Origin of the sequence: Alteromonas sp. Mac1 (assembly GCF_001562125.1) — a bacterium.
Classification (GTDB): domain Bacteria; phylum Pseudomonadota; class Gammaproteobacteria; order Enterobacterales; family Alteromonadaceae; genus Alteromonas; species Alteromonas stellipolaris.
On the sequence record NZ_CP013932.1, the window covers coordinates 1,919,491 to 1,944,056 of the forward strand.

The following is a 24,566-nucleotide window of genomic DNA, read 5'->3' on the forward strand; positions in this document are numbered from 1 at the left end:
AAAGTTTATCCAAAAAAACTAGGCAAATTTCGCAGCTTCGGCGGCGATAACCCACTCTTCATTAGTGGGTACGATTAAAACAGGTTTGGTGGATGAAGAAGACGCTATATTTCCTTTTGCACCAAAACGCATAGCCTGGTTACTTTGCTCATCAACCGTAAAGCCAAGGTGAGAAAAATAACCCATGGTTGTGGCGCGAATGTACGATGAATTTTCACCAATACCACCGGTAAACACTACAGCATCTAATGACGGCACCGCTATCATGTAACTAGATATATACTTGGCTAAGCGATAACAGAACATTTCAAGGGCTAATAATGCGCCTTCATGCCCCGCTTCAGCCGCTTCTTCTAGCGTACGACAATCGTTGCTTAGCCCAGAAATACCGGCAAGGCCTGATTCTTTGTTAATTAGTGCGTTGATTTCAGCAGCAGACTTCCCTAGCTTTTCTTGTAACGTTCCAGGAAGGCTAGGGTCGATATCGCCGCAGCGTGTTCCCATCATTAACCCTTCAAGCGGCGTAAACCCCATGCTGGTATCTACCGCTACCCCTTTTTCAATAGCAGTAACACTGCAACCATTTCCTAAGTGAGCACTAATAATACTGGTTTGTTCAACCGGCTTATTAAGCAATTGCGCAGTGCTATCTAGAATGAACTTGTGGCTAGTGCCATGGAAGCCATACTTACGCACGCCATGCTGCTCGTACAAAACCTTAGGCAGTGCATACATATAGGCACGTTTAGGCATTTGCTGGAAAAAAGAAGTATCGAACACAATGACATGAGGTAAATCTGGATACGCGGCTTGGGCAGTGGTAATCCCTTTTAGATTTGCCAGGTTATGTAACGGCGCCATACTCGCATATTCTTCTACCGAGGCTAATACGCTATCGTCGACTAACGCTGCTTCTTTGAAGCGCTCACCACCGTGAACAACTCGATGACCCAAAGCAATTGGATTAACACCTGTACTAGCAATTATGTTTTGAATTGCTGCCAACGCTTCTGCATGAGAGGCATTAGCCGGTAAGGTTTGCTTTTCTTTTTGACCGTTTAATTTAAACGATATGCTTGCGTCATCATTCCCTAAGCTTTCTGCAATACCACTTAGGCCAGCTTCACCTGTGTCGGCATCGATAATAGCGAATTTAACTGACGAACTACCGCAATTTAAAACAATAACTTCTTTTTTCATTCGATTTCTTGAGTTTGATTAAGTAACAAAAAGAACGCTAAGTGTAGCATTTTTGTACATAAATGCTTACTTAATACTCTTTCAAGTAGATGGTTATATTACTATCCCATAAAACCCAAATACAATTAATTATCATTTAGTTCAGTAATTAATGAAGGTCAGCGTCGTTTGAGTGCATACGAAAGCTTGCTGTTGATTTGATGGTTCTTTTAATGAAAGGAACAAACTAAGGAAAGGAAAATTTAGTGGATAGTACAACCTTACGCTAACCACTTGATTTATTAAAATTCGGTCGCACTTACCTGTTTGCGGTAACTAATAATACATAGTGTTGACGCCGGTAAAAACTAAGGTGCTTTTACATTTCAAAATAAATTTTAAAATTTTTGAAAAAAAACCTTGAAAAGAATTTGAGCCACCCTATATCTATTATGTCGACGCTGAAAGCTCAGGTTGACAACACCGCCGCCGAATAGTCGGGGCGAATTATTTTTAACATATTGCTAAATTAATAGGATATGACTATGCGTACTATCGATCTATCTCCACTTTACCGTTCATTTATTGGTTCTGACCACTTAGCTTCACTTGTTGATGCTGCTTCTCGTGCTGAAAAACAAAGTACTTACCCCCCTTACAACATTGAATTGCTTGGCGATGATAAATATCGCGTCACAATGGCGATTGCGGGTTTCAGTAAAGATGACGTATCCATTGAAGTTCAAGAAAACACCCTAGTGATAACAGGTACACGTAAGCCGGAGGAAAAAGAATCCGCCGAACGTAAGTTCCTTCATAAAGGAATATCCGAGCGTAATTTCGAAAGAAAATTTCAGCTTGGCGACCATGTGAAAGTGTTAGCTGCTGATATGGAAAATGGGTTATTGCACATCGATATGGAGCGTGTCATACCCGAAGCTAAAAAACCTCGTCAAATTGAGATTGGTTCTCGATTAATAGAGAGTTAAAAAAAGCTTTTAAAAATCGTTTCCCTGGTTTTGGACGGCGCTGAAAAGCGCCGTTTTTTCGTTTACACCTAATGTGTAAGAAATAAGGTTATCTGTAAGAGTTATTCGGTAAGATTAATTGTGTAGTTCGCTTTACCGCCTTCAGCAGACTCGAAGGTTCCTAAAATATTGCAATTAGAAAGTTCACCCGTAGCACTGCCTTCAATTGATGAAAAGTTGCTACTGGCAATGCCATTCACAAATTTTCCATCATGTTTAAATGAAATTGTGCCTCGACGACCGTCTATAACCCCTACAAAACTCTCGAATCCAACGAATAGCGCTAACATTGATGTCTGATATGACATGAGAAATTCAACGTCGCTTTGCCCCGCCATGCTGCCTTCATAAGCCTGTGTAATGCTAGCATGGGTTTGCTTAACACCTTCTCGTTTTTCACTTAGTATATTTTCATCCCACCCCGTAATGGAAAATTGCCCATTGCAGTTCATTGTTTGCTCCAAAGAAAAAGTGTGGTCACACAATACAAGTGAGTTCGATACCGTTCAACATAAAATTGTTACACACTGTTACAACCAATAATCAGAGTGTTACAACCAATAATCATAGTGTTAACTAAATAAATCCTTTTAAGCGGGCAAGTCCGAACGCATTGCAGGTAGATGCATCTTTAATCGAGCCTTGAGCTATCATTGATTCTAATTCTTTTAAATGAACAGGTATGATTTTTAAATCCTCCTCCTCTACGTCTAACTTCTGCTCTCCCTGCGTTAAACCTTTCGCGACGAATATATGATAACCCTGATTGCAAAAGCCATAGGCAAGGTATTGAAAGCCTACATAATGCATTTCGCTGGCTGTAAACCCAGTTTCTTCTTTTAATTCGCCGGCGGCTAGTAATTTAGGATCGGCATCGGGGTTGTCTTCCCAAGCACCTTGTGGAAATTCTAGCAATCGCTGTTCTACCGTGTACCGGTATTGTTCAACTAAATAAACAATATCACCATCGATGGGAAGAATAATCGCAAAATCTGGCTTTTCAACAACACCGTAAATACCTTCGTTTCCACTTGCACGACGAATTTTATCTTCACGCACTTTTAGCCATTTATTTTCATAAACCACTTTTGACGAAAGCGTTTCAATATCCTTATCCGACATAATAGTGCCCTTCAGTAAGCCTTAAAAAGTTAGTGTACAAGCGCCTAAAGCAAGGAGCAAATCCGTCCACCGGCGAATAAAACTAAATATTAGCTTTTATTTTCATCGTCTTCATCTGCATTATTACGCAAGAAACCGGCAGCGTCTTCTTCCTGTTCAAGGGTAATTTTGCTTTGAGGAGTGTCATTATGGCTTCGGGTTTGCTGATTTACCTGATGAATGGTTCCAGCATTGGCTAGATCGGCCTCATTGGTAATAGACGCGATGGTTTCACGCCCGCGCAAGAATGCTTTAATCTCAGTGACAATCTCGCCAAGCTCGGCATCATTTTTATTCATTCCCATAATGAAACGTGGCGATTCTAAGTTGTTCATACCGCTTGTGGCAAAAATAGAAGTGTTGATCCTGCTGGTGATGATCCAAGGGGTAATACTACTTCGCACCACAACATTTTCGGACCGTGTAGAGTCATGAATAGCCATGCCTGTAGATACACGAGACTCTGTATAGGTACCTTCCGTTTTCATAAACATAAGCAAGGATGAAAATGTCATTTCACCCCAAAACATGTGAGACGCTTTGTTCATCACATTAGCAGCACCGCGAACCGTTAACCACGCAAACACTAACCAAATGAGATTGTTGCCCATCGTAATTGCAGTATTGACTTGCGCGTCGGTGTTTACGCCTTGCCGAATAACTAAATCGAGAACTTCAGCAAGCTGCAACCCGCCCACATAAAATAAAATTGCGGCTGCGACCACGGCGACTTGCGCCACAGCAGTGAGAGCCATTTTCTTTTTCTCTGGCAAGGTCACACCGTCGGTTAATGTAGGCTGAGTTTCTATTAGTAACTCACCCTCAAAACTACCTTTACCTTCTGCTTGCTCTTTTAGTCTAGGATCGAAATCGGCATAAATACGATTTGGTACTTCACGGTATCTTCGGTTCGCAAGCACGATATTTTCAATATTGATGAAGATTTCATTCGGGTGAACCGACTCCTGCATATTGGCGCGAAATTCACTGACTTCCGTTTTAGGTGTAACCTGCCCCATTCGTTTGTAAAGTAGCGGCATAATTAACGCCATCACAGCAATGACGCAAACAAGCAGTAAGGCTAAGTTTGCCCAAGCGCTAAATAGTGGGAATGTATTTGCCCAAGCCTGTACTTTATCGATATCGCGACCTACTAGCTCATCTAAAAACACACCCGCTCCTAACGGAACCACTATCGCTAGACCAATAATCACCCCTAGCGACAAACTGCTTGCTTTCGCAAGTTGTGAGTTACCTTCGTTGTGAATACCTTTTGCGGTAGAGCCCCAATTTGCTATTAAGTACACAAGAAGCAAAATTGAGAGTAGAGGCATCACCAATACTTTAGCCACCTCACCCGCTAAGCCGTTACTTACCAAAAAGTAGACAATAGCGAATGCAAGCAGCGCAACAAGAAAGGTTACCGCCATGGCAATAATTTCTTGAGATAAATGGCGCAAAGGAAACGGCAGGAAAGTAAGTTTTGGCAATACGCTATGCACTAATCTGGCTAGCCAACCGCGGGGCTCTTCAAACGTAGTGTTGCGACGCCCCATTAACATAGCGTGTAGGCTTTCTTTAGAATACAGCAGGGATTTTTGTTCTGCTTGTGCTGCATCTTGTTCGGAAACCGAGTGGTTATACGCAAGAGATGTTGGCACAGTTCGCCCTACAAAAAATCGCATGAGCTGCAAAATACCCACCGCGCAATGTTTAATGCCTGATACGATCAGTACAAAAGCGACACCTAATAAGGTGTAGCCACGAACTTTGTTTTCGGCAAATAGCTCAGGTACACCTGCTACTGCATAAATGGCTAACGCGAGCACCAAGCCGCCGCCTACTGCGCGGAATAACCCTTCTTTTTTGAATGGGTTGGCTATGCCTAACGTCTGTGAACCAAAATCATAGGCCATTGGAAAAATCCCTGTTAAATAAAAAGCTTATGCAGAATAAACTTTGACTGGGGGTTAGGCAATGAAAAGTCTTAGCGAGATTGTAAAGGATTGATAGTTAAGCGCGAGGCAGACACTTAAAATGAGAGAACCAACATGAGTGTGTGTCCAACTTTAACGTCAGATTGCTTAGCCCCATTGTTTTAATAGTTAATCATTATCCACTTTAAACCCATCTATTGTGCGTTGAAGAAGAAGGTTGTTTTCTTTCATCTCGCCGGATAATTTAGACAAACGAGTGGCTATATTCACTTCATGACGGGCCGCCTCTTCAACATTCACCACATCTTGAGCTATGACTGAGGTAGTAGCCGACTGCTGCTGCGCCGAAGATGACATGGTATTAGCCATGCCTTCAACATTGGTTGCAGCTTCTTTTACTTTTTCAGCGGTAAAACGGCCTTCGTTGGTTACTTCCATAGAATTTGAGATAGAGGCCACGTTTTTATTAATATCCGCGACCACTACTACACTGGCATTTTTTAAATTAGACAACAAACTCGATATTTTGTCGGAAGAAGCCCGGCTGCTTTGCGCTAGCTTTCTTACTTCATCAGCAACAACAGCGAAACCTCTGCCATGCTCGCCAGCCCGCGCGGCTTCGATTGCTGCATTTAACGCCAATAAATTGGTTTGATCAGAAAGTGTATTAATGGTGTCGAGAATAGAGCCAATTTCTGTGACTTGCTGTTCCATATCGGCAGCATTTTGCTGTACACCTTTGATATCATCAGACAGTACTTCCATACTATGACGAATATTATCGTTCGCGGTTAGCGACTGTTCAGCTAAACTGTCTAACTGCTTACTGGCGCTTAACGTATCTACCGCCGCTTTAGCAATTTCACTGCTAGTCGCGGCCACTTGTTCAATAGCTGAAGCAATATTCGCAGTAAGTTGCTGGGTTTTTTCCGCATCATCCAGCATTTCACTACTAGAGTCTTCTAATTGATTGGAAAGCCTGGAGCTTGTGAGAATAGATTCGCCTAAGCCACGCAAAAGATCCCGCAGAGCTAAAATGGTGGCATTTACTGAGCGGGATATGTCACCTAGTTCGTTCTTCGTGCTCATTGATAAATCAATAGTGAGGTCACCCTCTTTCGCTATTTTATCTAGGTTCGTCACCAACTTGTTTAACTGTTGAGTAATGATCCCAATCAACGTGCGATATATAACAACAATAATCAGCGTGAGTACCACAATGGCTACGAATGTAATGACTAAGTTTGTGTTAGCCCTACTCGCTTTCGAATTAACGCTGCTTACCACGTAATCAAACCGCTCACCTAACAACCCAGCAATGCCGCCTATTTGCTTTGTGGCTAATGCAAACCATTCTGAATTTGTGGGTAGTGAGGAGAATGCAGGGTTATCAGAGGTGGCGTCATCCACAATTTGATTAATTTCATTGCTTGTAGAACTGTTCAATAGGGTTTGCAATCCAGTTAATGCATCGCCCTTTAAATTCAGCTTGAGCTTTTCTTCTATGTATTTGGTTTCGTTGGTATAGGCTAACACTTGCTGCCTGACCGGACCTGAAATGCTCCTTGATGCCAAAACCGCATTCATTTTACCTCGTCGCTGCCCCATTTTTTCTTTTGCTTGCGCAAACAACAGTGCCTGTGACAGCGCCTGTTTAGCGTCAGGAGCATTAACTAGCATTGTTAGCGCATTGGTGGCATTTAACACGCGTTTATTAAGGTTGCTATAGAAAGAAAAAGCATTTTTCCCATTTAACTCGTCTACCTGCTGTCTAATTTCACCTTTGTTTTTCATTAATGTATATACGGGTGAAAGAATAACGTTAATTGTCGATGAATTTTTCCAGTCCGACGCGACTATACTTTTTACATTATCAATTGCAGCATCGGCCTTTTTTCTTTGGTTTACTACTTTGTTTCGCGATGCATCATTTGGGTTACCTAAAAAGCCAGCCGTTAACCCCCGTTCAACCGCGTGATGATGAGCCACCCGTTCTACGGCTGTTATTATGGTCACTAGTTTAATATCTCTTTGTGCAGAAGAGAGTAGTTCTCTAGAGGAACTTATGTCTTTGTAGGCCAGAAACACGATTGATATAAACAAGCAGGCCGTACCTAAAATGGCAAGCTGCAACACCGATAGTTTTTTCAATACCATAACGAAGACAGCCTTATAAAAAGTGGATAACGTTGTTACAAAATTCAATAAGTGCGTTGTAAGCAACAACAGCAATCAATATCGCTATGGCCAATAAATGCATACGCTATTAACAGTAGTCTATTACCTGTGACTTTCACCTTTATCAATTAGTGTAAGGTTTTCATCATGGCAGGCTGATGGCCGTTTTTCACAAGGGAAAGAGATTTAAAAATTAAAGAGTGGTAAAAGAGGAATTGGTCTTAGTGGTGTATTTTGTATTAAATCAAACCAGTGGCGAGCGCCACTGGTTTGCGGTGTATCAGATATATTCAACTTCGATAATTTCTACTTCAACACTACCAGCTGGCGTTTGAATAGTAACCATATCATCAATCTCTTTACCAATAAGACCGCGAGCAATAGGTGAATTTACCGAAATACGGTTTTTCTTAATATCCGCTTCGTCGTCGCCTACAATGCGATACGTGGTTTCTTCGTCGGTATCAACGTTCAAAATGGTCACAGTAGTGCCGAAAATCACCTTACCTGTATTCTCCATTTTGGTGACATCGATAATTTGTGCGTTCGACAACTTACCTTCAATATCTTGAATACGGCCTTCGCAGAAACTTTGCTGTTCACGGGCGGCATGATATTCAGCATTTTCTTTTAAATCGCCGTGCTCGCGAGCTTCAGCAATAGACTGAATAATACGCGGGCGAGTTTTTGTTTTAAGTTCGTTTAGTTCGTCGCGCAGAAGCTGTGCGCCGTGCGCGGTCATTGGATACTGACTCATGAATACAGTCTCGACTGGCTAGTTGATTTTAAACAGAAAAAAGTGCGCCTTCCGGCGCACTTTTGATTTGGTTCACATAAGTGTCATATACACAGGATACCGCGTATCCCATGTAATGTCATCAGTGTTAGAGTCTTGCGTGAAGCTCTTGTACTGAAGCAACCTTGTCACGATCGTCTGCTGACTTCGCACGAATAGTGGCAAAAGCAGCATTCATTGTGGTGGTGTAGGTAACCTTATTCAACAATGCTTCTCGGCGAATATAAACCGAGTCGGTAATCGCTTGGCGACCTTCCGTTGTATTGATGATATAGGCGTACTCACCGTTTTTGATAGAATCCACAATGTTAGGACGACCTTCAGACAGCTTATTCACTACTGAACAAGCAATGCCGGCATCATAAAGGGTGGTCGCTGTACCGCGAGTCGCTTCAATGCTAAACCCAGCACCGTTCAATGCCTTAGCTAATTCGATAATTTTGTTCTTATCGTTATTACGCACAGAGATTAACGCTTTACCTGATTTAGGTAATGGCGCGCCTGCACCTAAGTTAGCTTTAGCATACGCTTCTTCGAAGGTATCACCCACACCCATCACTTCACCAGTAGAGCGCATTTCTGGGCCTAGTAGTGGATCAACACCTTGGAATTTAGCAAATGGCAATACCACTTCTTTTACAGAGTAGAACGGAGGAATAATTTCTGTCGTAACACCCTGCTCTGCCAAGCTAACACCCGCCATGGCGCGCGCAGCAACTTTAGCAAGTGGAACACCTGTGGCTTTCGACACAAACGGCACTGTACGTGCAGCACGTGGGTTAACCTCAATTAAGTACACTTCGCCATCTTTTACCGCGAATTGTGTATTCATTAGGCCAACTACACCAAGTTCAAGCGCCATGGCTTTCACTTGTTCACGCATAGTGTCTTGAATCTCTTTACTTAAAGAGTGTGGTGGTAATGAACAGGCTGAGTCACCAGAGTGTACACCGGCTTGCTCAATATGTTCCATGATACCGCCAATCACGACTTCTTTACCGTCACAAATTGCATCGATATCGACTTCAATTGCGTCATCTAAGAAACGGTCTAGCAATACAGGAGAATCGTTAGAAACCTTCACCGCTTCCGTTAGGTAGCGTTTTAAGTCTTTAAGGTCGTAAACAATTTCCATCGCGCGACCACCTAGTACGTACGAAGGACGTACTACAAGTGGGAAGCCAATACCGTCAGCCATTGCAAGGGCTTGCTCAATGTTGGTCACTGTCGCATTCGCAGGCTGTTTAAGGCCTAGCTTGTTTACCATTTGCTGGAAACGTTCACGATCTTCTGCTCTATCGATAGCTTCAGGCGACGTACCAATAATAGGTACTCCAGCAGCTTCAAGGGCGCGTGCTAATTTGAGCGGCGTTTGGCCACCGTATTGAACTATCACGCCTTTTGGCTTCTCTTTAGCCACAATCTCAAGCACGTCTTCAAGCGTAACTGGTTCGAAGTACAAGCGATCAGATGTGTCATAGTCGGTAGAAACCGTTTCAGGGTTACAGTTAACCATAATGGTTTCGTAACCATCTTCACGCATTGAAAGCGCCGCGTGAACACAACAGTAATCAAACTCAATACCTTGGCCGATACGGTTTGGACCGCCGCCTAACACCATAATCTTATCGTTGTCAGTGGGGTCAGCTTCACACTCTTCATCGTAGGTTGAATACATGTAAGCTGTGCTGGTAGAAAACTCTGCCGCACAAGTATCAACACGTTTATACACTGGCGTCACACCAAAGCCGCGACGGGTTTCACGAATGTCACCTTCCGCCACTTTCGTTAGCTCTGCTAAGCGAGAGTCAGAGAAACCTTTGCGCTTAAGTTTGCGCATAAGATCTTCATCAATACCGTGCAAGCCGCACTCAGCAACCTGAGCTTCAAGTTGAATAAGCTCTTCAAGCTGAACTAAGTACCAACGGTCAACGTTGGTGAGGGTAAAGACTTCATCAACGGTCATGCCCATGCGGAACGCATCGCCAATATACCAAATACGCTCAGCACCAGGCTCTCGTAGTTCGTAAATAACTTTGTTGCGTGCTTCAGGGTCTTCTAAATCGACCATTGAGTTTAAGCCATTAGCGCCAACCTCAAGGCCACGAAGTGCTTTTTGTAATGACTCTTGTTGGTTACGACCAATCGCCATCACTTCGCCCACTGATTTCATTTGCGTGGTAAGACGATCGTTCGCACCAGCAAATTTTTCAAAGTTAAAGCGAGGAATTTTTGTGACTACGTAATCGATTGAAGGCTCAAACGATGCCGGTGTTAAACCACCAGTAATATCGTTAGCAAGCTCATCAAGGGTGTAACCAATGGCTAACTTGGCAGCTACTTTGGCAATTGGGAAACCTGTGGCTTTTGATGCTAATGCAGATGAACGCGATACACGCGGGTTCATCTCGATGATCACCATACGGCCTGTGTTTGGATCTACACCGAACTGAACGTTCGAGCCACCGGTTTCAACACCGATTTCACGCAATACTGCCATAGCGGCATTACGCATTAGCTGGAATTCTTTGTCAGTAAGGGTTTGCGCTGGCGCTACTGTGATTGAATCACCAGTATGTACACCCATGGCATCGAAGTTTTCAATAGTACACACGATAATGCAGTTATCTGCACGGTCGCGAACCACTTCCATCTCGTATTCTTTCCAACCAATTAACGACTCATCAATGAGTAGTTCTTTGGTAGGTGACAGGTCGAGACCACGGCCACAAATCTCGTTAAATTCGTCAATATTGTATGCAATACCGCCGCCACTTCCACCCATGGTGAATGACGGACGAATAATACATGGAAAGCCAATGCGCGTTAACACATCGTGGGCTTGATCCATGCTCTGTGCAATCTCAGCACGTGGGCATTCAAGACCAATGTTTTTCATTGCCTTGTCGAAGCGCTCACGGTTTTCCGCTTTATCGATAGCATCAGCCGTTGCACCAATAAGTTCAACATTGAACTCTTTCAATACACCGTGATGATCCAAATCGAGCGCGCAGTTAAGCGCGGTTTGTCCGCCCATGGTTGGCAGAATAGCGTCCGGACGCTCTTTTTCAATAATTTTGCGTACCACTTCCCAATGAATTGGCTCGATGTATGTTGCATCGGCCATTTCTGGATCGGTCATGATAGTGGCGGGATTCGAGTTAACCAGAATTACGCGATAACCTTCTTCGCGTAGCGCTTTACATGCTTGAGCGCCTGAATAATCAAACTCGCAGGCCTGGCCAATGACAATAGGGCCAGCACCTATGATGAGAATACTTTTTATGTCGGTACGTTTTGGCATAGCGGGCTCGTTCCTACTGCTTGTGTTGTTCGATTAATTCAATGAAGTGGTCGAATAGCGGCGCAGCTTCGTGCGGTCCTGGGCTTGCTTCTGGGTGCCCTTGAAAACTAAACGCTGGCTTATCGGTACGATGAATACCTTGTAACGACTTATCGAACAACGAAACATGCGTTACTTCTAAATTAGAAGGAAGGCTTGATTCATCTACAGCGAAGCCATGGTTTTGACTGGTGATCATAACCACATTACGTTTTAAGTCTTTCACTGGGTGGTTAGCACCATGGTGACCAAACTTCATTTTCACCGTAGTAGCACCACTGGCTAGGGCAAGTAGCTGATGACCTAAACAGATACCAAACACTGGCAAACCTGTCTCAACGATAGTTTTAATCGCTGATATGGCATAATCACATGGCTCAGGATCACCAGGGCCGTTAGATAAGAACACCCCATCAGGCTGCATAGCTAAAACTTCTTCAGCAGGCGTTTGTGCTGGTACCAAGGTAACGCGACAACCACGGTCTGCAAGCAAACGTAAAATGTTGCTCTTAACCCCGTAATCGTAAGCGACTACATGATATTTGCTATCGGCTGGAGTGATATACCCTTCGCCTAACTTCCAACTGCCTTCAGTCCAGGTTTTTGGCTCAGTAATGCTCACTACTTTCGCCAAGTCCATGCCTTTCAAGCCAGGATAATCTTTTGCTTGTGCTAACGCGCTCGCTTCATCTAACTCATCAGTACAAACGATGCAGCCGTTTTGCGCGCCTTTATCACGTAAAATACGTGTTAAACGACGAGTGTCGATATCGGCTATACCTACAACGCCTTTAGCTTTGAGATATTCAGATAACGTTTGTTGTTGACGGAAATTACTAGCAACAAGGGGTAAGTCACGAATGATAAGACCTTTAGACCAGATTTTATCTGCTTCAACGTCTTCTTCGTTAATACCGGTATTGCCAATATGTGGATAAGTAAGGGTAATGATTTGTTCAGCGTAGGATGGGTCAGTGATGATTTCTTGATAGCCTGTCATTGAAGTATTAAAAACAACTTCACCAACGGCAGTGCCTTGCGCACCTATCGCCGTTCCTTTAAAGACAGAACCATCCTCTAACACCAAAAGGGCAGAATTAGCCAAGTCAACCTCCAGATTAAGGATAACTATGTGTTTGAACAGAATTTCTGTCCAAACCCCACAAAAAATGAGAGTACTGGTTTAACAGCGCTCATTTTACGATCTTTGCAGCTAATAAAACCGTGTTCTACAGCCAGTTTTATAGCTTTAGAATACGAAATTCGGGCAAATTCCGGCGAGTATACATGACTGACTAAAAATGTCTAATTTAAATATTAAAAATTATTAAAATAACCACTTAAACTCATTTACCTAGTATAACCGCCAAAACCACCACTTATTAACATGCAGCATTTTCACTTAAGTCGCTGTTAAAATTAAAAAACACCGCTACAGTGTTAGGCTTCTACTTTAAATCTAAGACATCCACCATTGAATATAACCCTGCCGGCTTACCGTGAAGCCACTGGGCTGCATGCACCGCGCCTTTTGCAAACGTTAAACGACTCGATGCTTTATGAGTTATTTCTAAACGCTCACCAATATCGGCAAACAATGCGGTGTGCTCACCGACAATATCGCCTGCGCGAACAGTAGCAAAACCGATAGTACCTTGGTCACGCTCAGGCTCTTTGCCTTCACGGCCATAAACAGCACAGGTTTTAAGGTCACGACCTAGCTCATCGGCAATCGCTTCACCAATGGCCATGGCGGTGCCTGAAGGCGCATCTTGTTTGAATCTATGGTGGGCTTCAGTAATTTCTATATCAGCCGTGTTACCTAACGCCCTCGCGGCTTGTCGAACTAATGACAACATGAGGTTAACGCCCACGCTGTAGTTAGCCGCAAATACAATGGGAATGGTTTTAGCCGCTTCATCTAGCGCAGCCAACTGACTTCCACTTAGCCCAGTGGTACCAATGACCACTGGCATATTATTGGCCACACACCATGCAATGTTACTTTCAAATACCACTGGCAACGTAAAATCAATCATTACATCGGCGTGAGATTGGGTTAACGCAGACATGCCTAAGCAATCAATTGGTTTTTTACCAATACCAGCCAGTTCGCCTACATTCATACCAACCCAAGGAGAATCATCGCGCACCGTAGCAACACTTAATTCTGCATTCTCGTTTTGATCTAGTGCTTCAATAAGCACCCGACCCATGCGCCCATTAGCGCCAAATAAACCTACTTTCATTTACGTTATTCTTTTCCTTTAACAGTAAACGCATTTTGCCAAATGCAGTTACTATTGCAACGAGATAAGCTTAAATATTACCGATAATTGAAAAATTGCAGCATTAATACAAAAAAGGTGGGCAACCTATCGTTTTTAACGGTAAAAATAGCTAGCATGAAAGTAAGTGGGTTTACCCCAAGACCTAAATAACGTTTAAATTAAGGTTTATTGAACTACTTCAAAACACATAGGCAGAATAATATGCGTCAACAGCTTATATGGGATCTCCCCACCCGGCTTTTCCACTGGTTACTGGTTGTAAGTATTGCAGCACAATATGTTACCGCTGAGTGGATGGACGATGCGACTCAATGGCATTTCTATATTGGCTACTTTACCTTGGGGCTTTTGGTATTTAGGTTGGTGTGGGGAGTTATAGGTCCAACTTATGCCCGCTTTAGTCAATTTGTGAAAGGGCCAAGTGCGGTAATAGGGTATTTGCGTACACTGTTTGATAAAAACAGTGCCGCCGTGGCAGGCCACAATCCTCTTGGCGGCTGGTTTGTCGTGGTAATGCTTTTACTCTTAATGGTGCAAGCGGTAAGTGGACTATTCATGACCGACGATATTTTTCTAGATGGCCCCTATCGCCATCTAGTTAGCAATAACACGTTGGATCTGATGAATACCTTACACCACCTTGCCTTCGACATTTTACTGTGGGTAATAGGCTTACATGTTGCCGCCATTGGGTTTTATGCCGTGTATAAAAAGCAGAAACTTGTGCCCCCTATGTTTCATGGCAAAAAAGACACCAACGACAAGCCCATTCCTTCATCTCGTCTTTGGCTTGCGCTGGCGATTGCACTAGTAACAGCAGCTGCGCTTTATTACGCGATAGAAATTGCGCCACCTACACCTGAAGTAGAAGAGTACTTTTAACTGCCTGTATAGCTAACTATGTAACTGACTATGCACTTGATATATAAGGCTTAGCGTTCAACTAAGCCTTTGTGTTTCATTAAATCGGCAATCTCTGTCACACTGGCTGGGTCGTCAATGGTAGAGGGTATATTTATTGGCTCATCGGCGGCGATTTGTCTTAACAGCTTACGCAGTATTTTTCCTGATCGAGTTTTTGGTAAACGGTTAACAATAACGGCACGCTTGAAGCTAGCCACCGGCCCTATCGTATTTCTTACTTTAGCAATGAGCTCTTGCTCAAAGGCTGCCTCATCTACTTGAACGCCATCTTTGAGTAGCACTAACCCTACGGGAATTTGCCCTTTCAGCACGTCAGCCACTCCAATGACACTGCACTCAGCCACGGCATTGTGTGAAGCCAATACTTCTTCCATTTCCCCTGTTGATAACCGGTGCCCCGCCACGTTAATGACGTCGTCGGTTCTGCCCATAATGAACACAAATCCTTCTTCATCTATATACCCATTGTCACCTGTGCTGTAATAGCCTTCGAATTCCTGCAAATACCCTTGGGTGAAACGTTTATGGTCACGCCAAATAGTCGTTAAACACCCGGGAGGTAACGGCAAAGAAATAGCAATGGCCCCTTTTTCACCCGTTGCAACCGGCTCACCGTTAGCGGCCAAAACTCTCACATTAAAACCTGGTGTGGGAACACTTGATGAACCGGGTTTAGTACTGAGTGCTTCAATACCAATAGGGTTTGAACAAATGGGCCATCCGGTTTCAGTTTGCCACCAATGGTCAACTACTGGCTTACCGGTTTTTTCTACTGTCCAGTGATATGTGGGAGGATCTAATCGCTCACCGGCCATAAATATAGTACGCAAGCTACTTAGGTCGTAACGGGCGATGCAATTAGCTTCAGGATCTTCTTTCCTAATTGCTCTGAATGCGGTTGGCGCAGCAAACAATACATTAATTTTATGCTGCTCTACCATACGCCAGAAAGCGCCAGCATCTGGTGTGCCTACAGGTTTTCCTTCAAACATCACAGTAGTCGCGCCTTTTATGAGTGGCCCATAAACAATGTAAGAGTGCCCGACTACCCACCCCACATCCGACGCTGCCCAAAAAACATCACCTTGATCAATACCGTAAATGGCTTGCATAGAATAATTAAGCGCTACCGCATGGCCACCATTGTCACGAACAACCCCTTTAGGTTTACCTGTTGTGCCCGAAGTATACAAAATGTAAAGGGGGTCGGTAGCGTCTACCGGCGTGCATGATACTGGCTCACTGGCATTACATAATGCTTGCCAGTCATGATCAAAATCATCAACAAGAGAAGCGTTGAGCTGCTGGCGTTGATAAACAACACAGCCTACGGGTTTATGGCGAGCAAGGGCGATAGCGTCATCAACCATTGGCTTGTAAGGCAGTAGCTTTTTACCTTCTATACCACACGACGCTGTAATAATAAGGGCAGGTTCGGCATCATCAATTCTGACCGCTAATTCACTGGCAGCAAAGCCACCGAATACCACCGAGTGAATGGCCCCTATTCTTGCTACCGCTAACATTGCCACCGCCGCTTGCGGGATCATCGGCATGTAGACAATTACCGTATCGCCTTTCGTCACACCAAGGCTGGTGAGCGCGCCCGCTAACGTGGCTACTTCATTAAGTAGGGTATTATAAGTCCAGGTTTCTTGCGTATTTGTAACCGGTGAGTCGTAAATTAACGCTGCAGCGTCGCCGCGCCCAGCATTTACATGATGGTCTAATGCTAAGTAACTGGTATTAAGCTTTCCCCCTTTAAACCATTGAGGGTAACCATTGGTATTTTCGCTTAATGCCGTTTGAGGAGGGGTGAACCAGTCGAGATACTGTGCTTTGTCTAGCCAAAATGCTTCTGGGTTATCAATTGACGCCTGATATTCTTGATGATAATTCATGACCGTTTCCGCAATAGAGTATTACTTTACCCTACTTCAAAAACATGAATTTATCGTATAAGACTTCAGGCTTACGTTAATTAAACCACTGTATAAATTGAAGTTATTTCTTTTATATTAGCGTTAGCCGCATCAGTAATTTGGTGTTTGTGACCAAAAGTACTGGGCTTAATCTGGTTTGCTTTAATCAGATGCACACTATTTTACTGGTAATTTTGCTCGCCAATCTCTGACATTAAGGGGCTTGTCTAAAAAGTACCCTTGAAAAACATGACAACCACGCTTTATCGCATCGTTAAATTGCGTATTATTTTCTATTCCTTCTGCCACTGTTCTTAATTCGAAGATTTTTGCGATATCGAAAATACTGTTTAGCAGCGGGCTTTGCGCCCCATTCTCGCCTTCTTCATCGATAAAGTGCCTATCAAGTTTCACTTCTTTTATACATAGGTCGCGAAGGTAACTTAAATTTAAATTTCCACTACCAAAATGATCTATGGAGAATGACACCCCTTTATCGGCTAGCTCTTTCATTGAAGTACGCACCAAAGCAAAACTTCCAATAAGTGCGGCTTCTCTAAGTTCAATGGTAAGGCTCCCATTTGGAATATTCCAATGGGCGATCACGGCTAGCATTTTTTCGCTAAAGTCGGCTCTAGCCATATGTTTGGCACTTATATTAATTGAAAGCCGTGTTCTCAAACCGCTTTTATTACATTCGTATAATAGCTTTCCACATTCATTCATCACCCATTGACCAATTTCAACTATGGCATCACTCTCTTCTGCAATAGGAATAAACTCAGCGGGGGTAATTAAGCCTAATTGGGGGTGCTGCCAACGAACCAATGCTTCAGCACACACCATACTACCATCACTTTCATATTGTGGTTGTAACTCTATGAAGAGCTCATGATTACTGACTGCAGCACCAAGAGACTGGCGTATGAAATTGTACCTGTCATAACCCACACTAGAAGCACTATGAAAAACCACTGGGGCATTCACTTGGTCTTCACTGAGTTGGTTATACCCTTCCCCAAGCATATGCCTGACTTTCGTCACGCTGGTCTCCATACCTTTTAGTTGGCAAATAGTTACCACGGCATAAATTTTATGGGGGCTGTTGTGCAAGGTAATGTCGCTACACACTTCATCGGTAAATTGCTGGCGAACTGCATCTATAGCATGTCGTGCGTCTATATCTTCTTCGGTGATGATGTCTTCGTATAGCAAATAGAAGCTGTTTTCGGCGCCTTTGAAAACAACGAAAGGTTTAGAAAATGTTCGAGTGAGCCTAGAGGCAAGAATACGCATAACATAATCGGCGGTAGGCTGACCAAACGCCTGCTTATACTGACTTATATTGTCGATAACTATTTGCGCGCAGTAAATATCTGCGTAGGTTACCCCCGCTTTTCGAATAACACACTTCAAGCCTTTTTCGAACAATTTAGCGTTTGGCAATTGAGTGATGTTGTCATAGTAAGCGGCTTGATAAACTTGGTCTGCTAATTGTTTTCGAACACTCATATCCCGAAATACCAATACTATCCGCTTTTGCATATCAAAATGAAAAGAAGATAATGAAATATCAACGGGTATCAGGCCGCCATTTTTATGGCTAACCAAATGATTTTCTGGGGAAGCTTTAGCGGTTTTCCTGCCTCCTTCCATAAACGTTTTCAGATATTCTTTGGTATTTTGTGATTCAACTTTGGGCACCAAAATAAAGATATCTTGCCCTATAAGCTCATCAGCATCGTAACCTAACACGTGCTCAACCGTATTGTTGGCTGTGATCACAGTGCCCTCTTCATCAATGGTCACAAGCGCATCAGAAATACTGTCTAAAATTGTAGAAAGGTATTCCGTGTAGTTATGTTGTGTATCGGATAAACGTTTATGTTCCGTTATATCCTGCACAGAGCCATAAATCCTATACACCTTATCTTGGTGCGAGCTAGTAACCTCTGACTGAGGTGTGCCCGTCATTTTCAACCAGCGCCGATAACCCTCTGCATTGATGTACTCTACCTCTAATGCAAAAGTGGACAGTGACTTTATTGCTGCTTTCATTGCTTTGGTAATTTTTTCGCGGCTCACTTGTGGGAAGTTGGCTAAAGCTCGCTCTACCGTGATATCTCTTCCCGGCGTAACACCAAACAATAAGTAGGTTTCTCGTGTCCACGAGACAAGGCCTGCATGTATATCTAATTCCCAGCCACCAACATGAGAGATGCGCCCAATTTCATTAAGCAACTGAATTTTTTCGGCGAGTTTGTCGGTAAAAGGATGTTGAATAAGTTTATATTGAAGACTGAGTTCTATTTGCTGACGGGCTATACTAGCGTAGTGCTTTTGATGACTCGTTAATTGATGACAACGCAGCACAATCAGAACGGCCCCGATAATATTACCTTGAAAATCTTTTATTCCACCTACAATCACATTTTGGCTGCTACAAATGGTTAGCGCCTCTGGCCATTCAAAATCACAGCCTGGTAATGTGGCACTCATTTCTGTCATCGATAACAGAAGCTGAGCATGTTTGGGCATGACCAGTGACTGTTTCTCAGAATCGGAATTATTGTCATCGCAGCACAGTATATCCACGCAAGTGGCAGTAGGAGATAACGAAACAAGCAAGACAGCGGTAGCTTCTGTATTTACCCTGGCTTCACTCAACCGCGAGGTAACCTCTGGCAAACTACTATCTTGTAAAGAGCCCAACAATCCGTCGTGAAGCTGCATTTTAGGTGAACTCCAATCCATCTTAAGATGGTTATAGTGCGATCATTTGTCGTTAATTATTTACTTATCAACTTCACTGCTCAAGCAAAAATCATGATCATTATTTAGTCAACAATAGAGAATTTTTACTCTTTTTTCCAGCACATTTGCACTAAGAAGTGAGCAATTGTTTAGTATATAAAGAGGATTTATGAGCGAGCATGAATGATATGTATGTATGCAGCTAGAGGTAAGGAGGTAAGGAAATAACAGCGCACGAACTACATGCGCTGTGAATAACTAAAACGGTTAGTCTTTTTTGTAGTCATCATGACAAGACTTACAGCTTGCTCCCACTTTGCCAATCGCGCCGCGATAAGCACTTTCATCGCCTGCTTTCACTGCAGCTTGTAAGCCCATTGACGCTTCTTTTAATGCGGCAATTTTAGATTCTACATCGGAGAAATTTTCCCACATTGCGTCTTTTGCGCCTGTGTCTACATCAAACTTACGGGTATCAACAGATAAGTAATCACTCATCATATCCGCAAGTTGCTCTAATCGCACCCCATTGGTCATCATCACAGACTCATCAAAAGGTAGCGCTCCTTTTGCCATGCCGCCCAACGGCCCCATGTTGCTGCGTACCAATTGGAATATCGCTTGACGGTATTGGGTCGCCGCTTTCGCATGCTTTTCTGACGAGGCTTCTGATGTTTCCGTCGCCGCAATTGCTCCACCAGCTAAACACGTTGCTAAAGCTGCGGTAGCTAATGTGGTCTTGATTGTCTTTCCTAGAATATTTTTCATAGTTATCGCCATGCCTGTTCGATTGTGTTGGTCTGTTTTCTATCCTGACGAATACCCACCTTTTGCGCAAGGTTTTAACCTGTAAATTTTGTGTTTTTTCTTTATTTTAGGCAAAAAAAAGCCCTCATATGAGGGCTTTATAATTTTGATACGATTTAGTTAGTTAAATCATCGAAAAACTTTTTCACACCGTCAAAGAAGCCTTGTGCTTTTGGACTGTGTTTACTTGATGCTTTGCCCATCGATTCTTCTAGCTCTTGTAGCAATTCCTTTTGACGTGATGACAAGCTAACCGGTGTTTCCACCACAACTTTACACATCAAATCGCCAACTGCGCCGCTTCGAACCGATTTAACGCCTTTACCGCGTAAACGGAACATACGTCCTGTTTGGGTTTCAGGGCTAATCTTAAGTTTCACTTTGCCATCTAGCGTAGGTACTTCTAACTCACCACCTAGGGCTGCTGTAGTGAAACTTAATGGCACTTCACAGTACAAGTTGTTACCGTCACGCTGGAAGATTTTATGATCACGCACATGTACTTGAACATACAAGTCACCTGCCGGTGCACCATTCTCTCCCGCTTCGCCTTCGCCAGATAAACGAATACGATCGCCGGTATCAACACCTGATGGAATCTTGACATTAAGGGTTTTGGTTTTTTCTTTACGACCATGGCCATGACAGCTGTTACATGGATCTTCAATAATCTTGCCTTTACCTGAACAGGTTGGGCAAGTTTGTTGAACCGCAAAGAAGCCTTGGCGCATTTGCACCTGACCGTTACCATGACAGGTTGGACACGTTTTAGGCGTTGAGCCTTTCTTCGCACCAGAACCGTCACACACTTCACATTCAACCAGTGTAGGCACGCGAATATCTACGCTTTTGCCACGTACCGCTTCTTCAAGCGATAACTCTAGGTTGTAGCGAAGGTCTGAGCCTTGACGAGCACGTGATTGACGACCGCCGCGAGCACCGCCGCCGAAAATATCACCAAATACATCGCCAAAGATATCACCGAAGTCGCCACCACCACCAAAGCCAGCGCCACCGCGATTAGGATCTACACCAGCGTGGCCATACTGATCGTAAGCGGCACGCTTTTGCGCATCGTTTAATACTTCGTAGGCTTCCTGGATTTCCTTGAATTTAACTTCAAGGGCTTTATCGCCCTGCGTGCGGTCTGGGTGATATTTCATCGCTAGCTTTTTATACGCTTTTTTAATTTCGCGTTCGCCAGCGCCTTTATCTACCCCAAGCACTTCGTAGTAGTCACGTTTCGACATAGTGTTTACTTATCCTACCTATTATTATCACAAGCACGTTGTTCGAGCACATTTTCGCCCTTGTGAAACTACATTTGTTTATCGTGTTTTATTACACGACAAAGGCGCAACAAGTGAACCTGATGCGCCTTAACTGCCAAAGTCAGCTCAACTTACGTTGAGCTTATCGCAACAGCTTGCTTACTTTTTATCTTCGTCTTTGACTTCTTCAAACTCAGCGTCAACAACGTCATCATCAGCTTGGCCAGATGCTTGTTGCTCTGCACCTTCGGCGCCTGCTTCACCGGCCGCACCTGCTTGCTGTGCTTGAGCCGCTTCCATCAACTTGCTAGACGCTTGAATTAATTCTTGCGTTTTCGCTTCGATGTCTGCTTTATCTTCGCCTTTAACCGCTGTTTCAAGCGCGCTAACAGCTTCTTCGATTGGCGCTTTATCTTCTGCACTTAGTGCATCACCAACTTCTTCAAGCTGCTTGCGAGTAGCGTGAATCATGCCGTCAGCTTGGTTTCGAGCTTGAATTAGCTCTTCAAACTTAGCATCAGACTCTTTATTCGCTTCTGCATCAGCAACCATCTTCTCGACTTCTTCATCGCTTAAGCCTGAAGACGCTTTGATTGTAATCTTCTGCTCTTTACCTGTGTCTTTATCTTTCGCAGACACATGTAGGATACCATCCGCATCTAAGTCGAAGGTTACTTCGATTTGAGGGGTACCACGAGAAGCAGGACGAATACCTTCAAGGTTGAACTGACCTAGTGATTTGTTACCGCTAGATTGCTTACGCTCACCCTGTAGTACGTGTACTGTTACCGCAGATTGGTTGTCTTCAGCAGTAGAGAAAGTTTGCGACTTCTTCGTTGGAATAGTCGTGTTCTTCTCAATAAGTGCTGTCATCACACCGCCCATGGTTTCGATACCAAGAGACAGTGGAGTTACGTCAAGAAGTAGTACGTCTTTAACGTCACCAGAAAGTACACCACCTTGAATTGCTGCACCAACGGCTACGGCTTCATCAGGGTTAACGTCTTTACGTGGCTCTTTACCGAAGAATTCAGTAACTAGCTTCTGTACCAGTGGCATACGTGTCTGACCACCAACCAAGATAATATCGTTGATATCGCCTACTGATAAATCAGAGTCTGCCAATGCTTGCTTAAGCGGGTTAAGCGTGTTTTTAACAAGCTCTTCAACCAAAGACTCAAGTTTTGCACGGGTTAGTTTAATCGCTAAGTGCTTAGGACCTGAACCGTCTGCTGTGATGTATGGCAAGTTAACTTCAGTTTGCTGTGAAGAAGAAAGCTCAATTTTCGCTTTCTCACCGGCTTCTTTAAGACGCTGCATAGCAAGCGGATCTTTACGTAAGTCGATGCCTTGATCTTTCTTGAATTCGTCAACAAGGTAGTTAATAACACGATTATCGAAATCTTCACCACCAAGGTGAGTATCACCATTAGTTGCTAGTACTTCAAACGTGTGCTCGCCGTCTACTTCATCAATTTCGATGATAGAGATATCGAATGTACCACCACCAAGATCGTATACCGCAACAACGTTATCGCCTTGCTTTTTGTCCATACCGTACGCTAACGCAGCCGCAGTTGGCTCGTTGATAATACGTTTAACTTCTAGACCAGCAATACGACCCGCATCTTTCGTTGCTTGACGCTGTGAGTCGTTAAAGTAAGCAGGAACAGTAATTACTGCGCCAGTTACTTCTTCGCCAAGATAATCTTCAGCGGTTTTCTTCATTTTCTTAAGTACTTCAGCAGAAACTTGAGGAGGCGCCATTTTCTCGCCTTTCGCTTCTACCCATGCATCACCGTTGTCTGCACCTACAATTTTGTAAGGCATGATGTCGATATCGCGTTGTACTTCTTTATCTTGAAAACGACGACCAATTAAGCGTTTAATCGCGAAAAGCGTGTTTTCAGGATTTGTTACCGCTTGGCGCTTAGCAGATTGACCTACTAAAGTTTCGCCGTCGTTTGTGTAAGCAATGATTGATGGCGTTGTACGATCGCCTTCCGCGTTTTCAAGTACGCGAGGTTTGTCGCCGTCTAGCACTGCGACACATGAATTCGTTGTACCTAAATCGATACCAATGATTCTACCCATTACGTGTCTCCAAAAATTTATTTAATCTACAATTTTAGTGGGGTTATTCCGCACTATTTTCAATAGTTGTCAGTAAAAAAACTGACATTTTTGTGTAATTTAAGCCGCAATACGTATTTACGCTTGCGTATCTACACCACCGCTAGGCGCTCTCGAAACCATAACCATGGCTGGGCGCAACAAACGGCCATTAATTTGATACCCTTTCTGCATAACCGCCATTACCGTATTCGGCGCGTGGTCTGCACTTTCTTGCATCGACATAGCTTGGTGCAAGTCAGGGTTAAAGGTTTCACCCTGCGGATCAATAAGGCTCAATCCAAATTTCTCAATAGTGCTTAAGAAACTTTTGTGTGTCATTTCCACACCTTCAAGCAACGGCTTAACCGCTTCGTTTTCGCCATCGGTTAATTCGATAGCGCGCTCAAGGTTATCAACAACAGGAAGAAGCTCGCCCGCAAAACGCTCTAATGCAAATTTACGTGCTTTTTCTACTTCCATTTCAGCTCGGCGACGGGCGTTTTCCACATCAGCACGGGCACGTAATACGCTATCTTGCTGTTCTTTAATGGTTGCCTGTGCTTCTGAAAGTGCTGTTTCTAGCTCATAGATGCGCTGTGTTGCATCTGATTCAGCTTCTGGTGAAGATTGCTCTTCTTGTATCACTTCAGCATCTTGTACGGTTTCGTCTACGCCAGAAACTTCTTGCTCTGCCTGCACGTCGCGGTTATCGCTCATGCTTTCCTCCAAACGTTAATGTCTATACTGCATAAACCCATGAATGACTCGTACTCAATCATAGGCAATGTCTGTGTTGGGATTAATTATGGGGCTGCTTTAACCGCCTTCAAGGGTAACCACACTATTTTTATGGTTTGTTT

At 43.6% G+C, this 24,566-nt stretch carries 17 protein-coding genes; 2 read left to right on the forward strand and 15 right to left on the reverse strand.

Features of this window, described 5'->3' with window-relative positions:
• Positions 1–18: 18 nt before the first annotated feature.
• Positions 19–1,200, reverse strand: coding sequence for an acetate kinase (locus AV939_RS08115; protein ID WP_057792722.1), 1,182 nt, complete (start codon positions 1,198–1,200; stop codon positions 19–21).
• 524 nt (positions 1,201–1,724) lie between these two features.
• On the opposite strand from AV939_RS08115, the gene AV939_RS08120 reads away from it, so the two are divergent.
• Complete coding sequence (locus AV939_RS08120; protein ID WP_057792724.1) at positions 1,725–2,168, forward strand: Hsp20 family protein; 444 nt, start codon at positions 1,725–1,727, stop codon at positions 2,166–2,168.
• 101 nt (positions 2,169–2,269) lie between these two features.
• Here AV939_RS08120 and AV939_RS08125 read toward each other — a convergent pair whose 3' ends face one another.
• The 8 genes from AV939_RS08125 to dapB all read right to left on the reverse strand — a co-directional run bounded on the left by AV939_RS08125 (position 2,270) and on the right by dapB (position 13,871).
• Complete coding sequence (locus AV939_RS08125) at positions 2,270–2,659, reverse strand: DUF3224 domain-containing protein (protein ID WP_057792725.1); 390 nt, start codon at positions 2,657–2,659, stop codon at positions 2,270–2,272.
• 124 nt (positions 2,660–2,783) lie between these two features.
• On the reverse strand, positions 2,784–3,329 hold the full coding sequence (locus tag AV939_RS08130) for an NUDIX domain-containing protein (protein ID WP_057792727.1): 546 nt from the start codon (positions 3,327–3,329) through the stop codon (positions 2,784–2,786).
• Between the two features lie 89 nt (positions 3,330–3,418).
• Positions 3,419–5,284 (reverse strand): hypothetical protein, encoded by a 1,866-nt coding sequence (locus AV939_RS08135; RefSeq protein WP_057792729.1) that lies wholly within the window; start codon positions 5,282–5,284, stop codon positions 3,419–3,421.
• A gap of 189 nt (positions 5,285–5,473) precedes the next feature.
• Positions 5,474–7,462, reverse strand: a complete 1,989-nt coding sequence (locus AV939_RS20005) for a methyl-accepting chemotaxis protein (protein WP_063457187.1) — start codon at positions 7,460–7,462, stop codon at positions 5,474–5,476.
• Positions 7,463–7,763: 301 nt separating this feature from the next.
• Positions 7,764–8,240 carry a transcription elongation factor GreA gene (greA, locus tag AV939_RS08145; RefSeq protein WP_057792731.1) on the reverse strand — a complete coding sequence of 159 codons (477 nt, stop codon included), beginning with the start codon at positions 8,238–8,240 and terminating at the stop codon, positions 7,764–7,766.
• A 127-nt stretch (positions 8,241–8,367) separates the two neighbouring features.
• Positions 8,368–11,583, reverse strand: a complete 3,216-nt coding sequence (carB, locus tag AV939_RS08150) for a carbamoyl-phosphate synthase large subunit (protein WP_057792733.1) — start codon at positions 11,581–11,583, stop codon at positions 8,368–8,370.
• Positions 11,584–11,596: 13 nt separating this feature from the next.
• Complete coding sequence (gene carA / locus AV939_RS08155; RefSeq protein WP_057792735.1) at positions 11,597–12,727, reverse strand: glutamine-hydrolyzing carbamoyl-phosphate synthase small subunit; 1,131 nt, start codon at positions 12,725–12,727, stop codon at positions 11,597–11,599.
• Between the two features lie 343 nt (positions 12,728–13,070).
• Positions 13,071–13,871: a 4-hydroxy-tetrahydrodipicolinate reductase gene (dapB, locus tag AV939_RS08160; RefSeq protein WP_057792737.1), complete on the reverse strand. Its 801-nt coding sequence runs from the start codon at positions 13,869–13,871 to the stop codon at positions 13,071–13,073.
• Between the two features lie 243 nt (positions 13,872–14,114).
• On the opposite strand from dapB, the gene AV939_RS08165 reads away from it, so the two are divergent.
• Positions 14,115–14,795 carry a cytochrome b/b6 domain-containing protein gene (locus AV939_RS08165; RefSeq protein WP_057792739.1) on the forward strand — a complete coding sequence of 227 codons (681 nt, stop codon included), beginning with the start codon at positions 14,115–14,117 and terminating at the stop codon, positions 14,793–14,795.
• A 50-nt stretch (positions 14,796–14,845) separates the two neighbouring features.
• Here the strand turns inward: AV939_RS08165 and AV939_RS08170 are convergent, their stop codons facing one another.
• From AV939_RS08170 to grpE, 6 genes are all read right to left on the reverse strand, one after another.
• On the reverse strand, positions 14,846–16,738 hold the full coding sequence (locus AV939_RS08170) for a propionyl-CoA synthetase (protein ID WP_061997511.1): 1,893 nt from the start codon (positions 16,736–16,738) through the stop codon (positions 14,846–14,848).
• A gap of 198 nt (positions 16,739–16,936) precedes the next feature.
• Complete coding sequence (locus AV939_RS08175) at positions 16,937–19,492, reverse strand: sensor domain-containing protein (protein WP_061997512.1); 2,556 nt, start codon at positions 19,490–19,492, stop codon at positions 16,937–16,939.
• Between the two features lie 288 nt (positions 19,493–19,780).
• Positions 19,781–20,281, reverse strand: a complete 501-nt coding sequence (locus AV939_RS08180; RefSeq protein ID WP_082604943.1) for a c-type cytochrome — start codon at positions 20,279–20,281, stop codon at positions 19,781–19,783.
• A gap of 155 nt (positions 20,282–20,436) precedes the next feature.
• Positions 20,437–21,570 carry a molecular chaperone DnaJ gene (gene dnaJ / locus AV939_RS08185; protein ID WP_061997513.1) on the reverse strand — a complete coding sequence of 378 codons (1,134 nt, stop codon included), beginning with the start codon at positions 21,568–21,570 and terminating at the stop codon, positions 20,437–20,439.
• A 180-nt stretch (positions 21,571–21,750) separates the two neighbouring features.
• The gene (gene dnaK, locus AV939_RS08190; protein WP_057792745.1) at positions 21,751–23,685 is read right to left on the reverse strand and encodes a molecular chaperone DnaK; all 1,935 of its coding nucleotides are present in this window, start codon (positions 23,683–23,685) and stop codon (positions 21,751–21,753) included.
• A 117-nt stretch (positions 23,686–23,802) separates the two neighbouring features.
• Positions 23,803–24,423: a nucleotide exchange factor GrpE gene (gene grpE, locus AV939_RS08195; protein ID WP_061997514.1), complete on the reverse strand. Its 621-nt coding sequence runs from the start codon at positions 24,421–24,423 to the stop codon at positions 23,803–23,805.
• Positions 24,424–24,566: the final 143 nt, after the last annotated feature.

Excerpts from the sequence above, each read along its gene's own strand:
- AV939_RS08115 (WP_057792722.1), bottom strand. The coding sequence starts at position 1,200 with ATGAAAAAAGAAGTTATTGTTTTAAATTGCGGTAGTTCGTCAGTTAAA.
- AV939_RS08120 (WP_057792724.1), top strand. The coding sequence starts at position 1,725 with ATGCGTACTATCGATCTATCTCCACTTTACCGTTCATTTATTGGTTCT.
- AV939_RS08125 (WP_057792725.1), bottom strand. The coding sequence starts at position 2,659 with ATGAACTGCAATGGGCAATTTTCCATTACGGGGTGGGATGAAAATATA.
- AV939_RS08130 (WP_057792727.1), bottom strand. The coding sequence starts at position 3,329 with ATGTCGGATAAGGATATTGAAACGCTTTCGTCAAAAGTGGTTTATGAA.
- AV939_RS08135 (WP_057792729.1), bottom strand. The coding sequence starts at position 5,284 with ATGGCCTATGATTTTGGTTCACAGACGTTAGGCATAGCCAACCCATTC.
- AV939_RS20005 (WP_063457187.1), bottom strand. The coding sequence starts at position 7,462 with ATGGTATTGAAAAAACTATCGGTGTTGCAGCTTGCCATTTTAGGTACG.
- greA (WP_057792731.1), bottom strand. The coding sequence starts at position 8,240 with ATGAGTCAGTATCCAATGACCGCGCACGGCGCACAGCTTCTGCGCGAC.
- carB (WP_057792733.1), bottom strand. The coding sequence starts at position 11,583 with ATGCCAAAACGTACCGACATAAAAAGTATTCTCATCATAGGTGCTGGC.
- dapB (WP_057792737.1), bottom strand. The coding sequence starts at position 13,871 with ATGAAAGTAGGTTTATTTGGCGCTAATGGGCGCATGGGTCGGGTGCTT.
- AV939_RS08165 (WP_057792739.1), top strand. The coding sequence starts at position 14,115 with ATGCGTCAACAGCTTATATGGGATCTCCCCACCCGGCTTTTCCACTGG.
- AV939_RS08170 (WP_061997511.1), bottom strand. The coding sequence starts at position 16,738 with ATGAATTATCATCAAGAATATCAGGCGTCAATTGATAACCCAGAAGCA.
- AV939_RS08175 (WP_061997512.1), bottom strand. The coding sequence starts at position 19,492 with ATGCAGCTTCACGACGGATTGTTGGGCTCTTTACAAGATAGTAGTTTG.
- AV939_RS08180 (WP_082604943.1), bottom strand. The coding sequence starts at position 20,281 with ATGAAAAATATTCTAGGAAAGACAATCAAGACCACATTAGCTACCGCA.
- dnaJ (WP_061997513.1), bottom strand. The coding sequence starts at position 21,570 with ATGTCGAAACGTGACTACTACGAAGTGCTTGGGGTAGATAAAGGCGCT.
- dnaK (WP_057792745.1), bottom strand. The coding sequence starts at position 23,685 with ATGGGTAGAATCATTGGTATCGATTTAGGTACAACGAATTCATGTGTC.
- grpE (WP_061997514.1), bottom strand. The coding sequence starts at position 24,423 with ATGAGCGATAACCGCGACGTGCAGGCAGAGCAAGAAGTTTCTGGCGTA.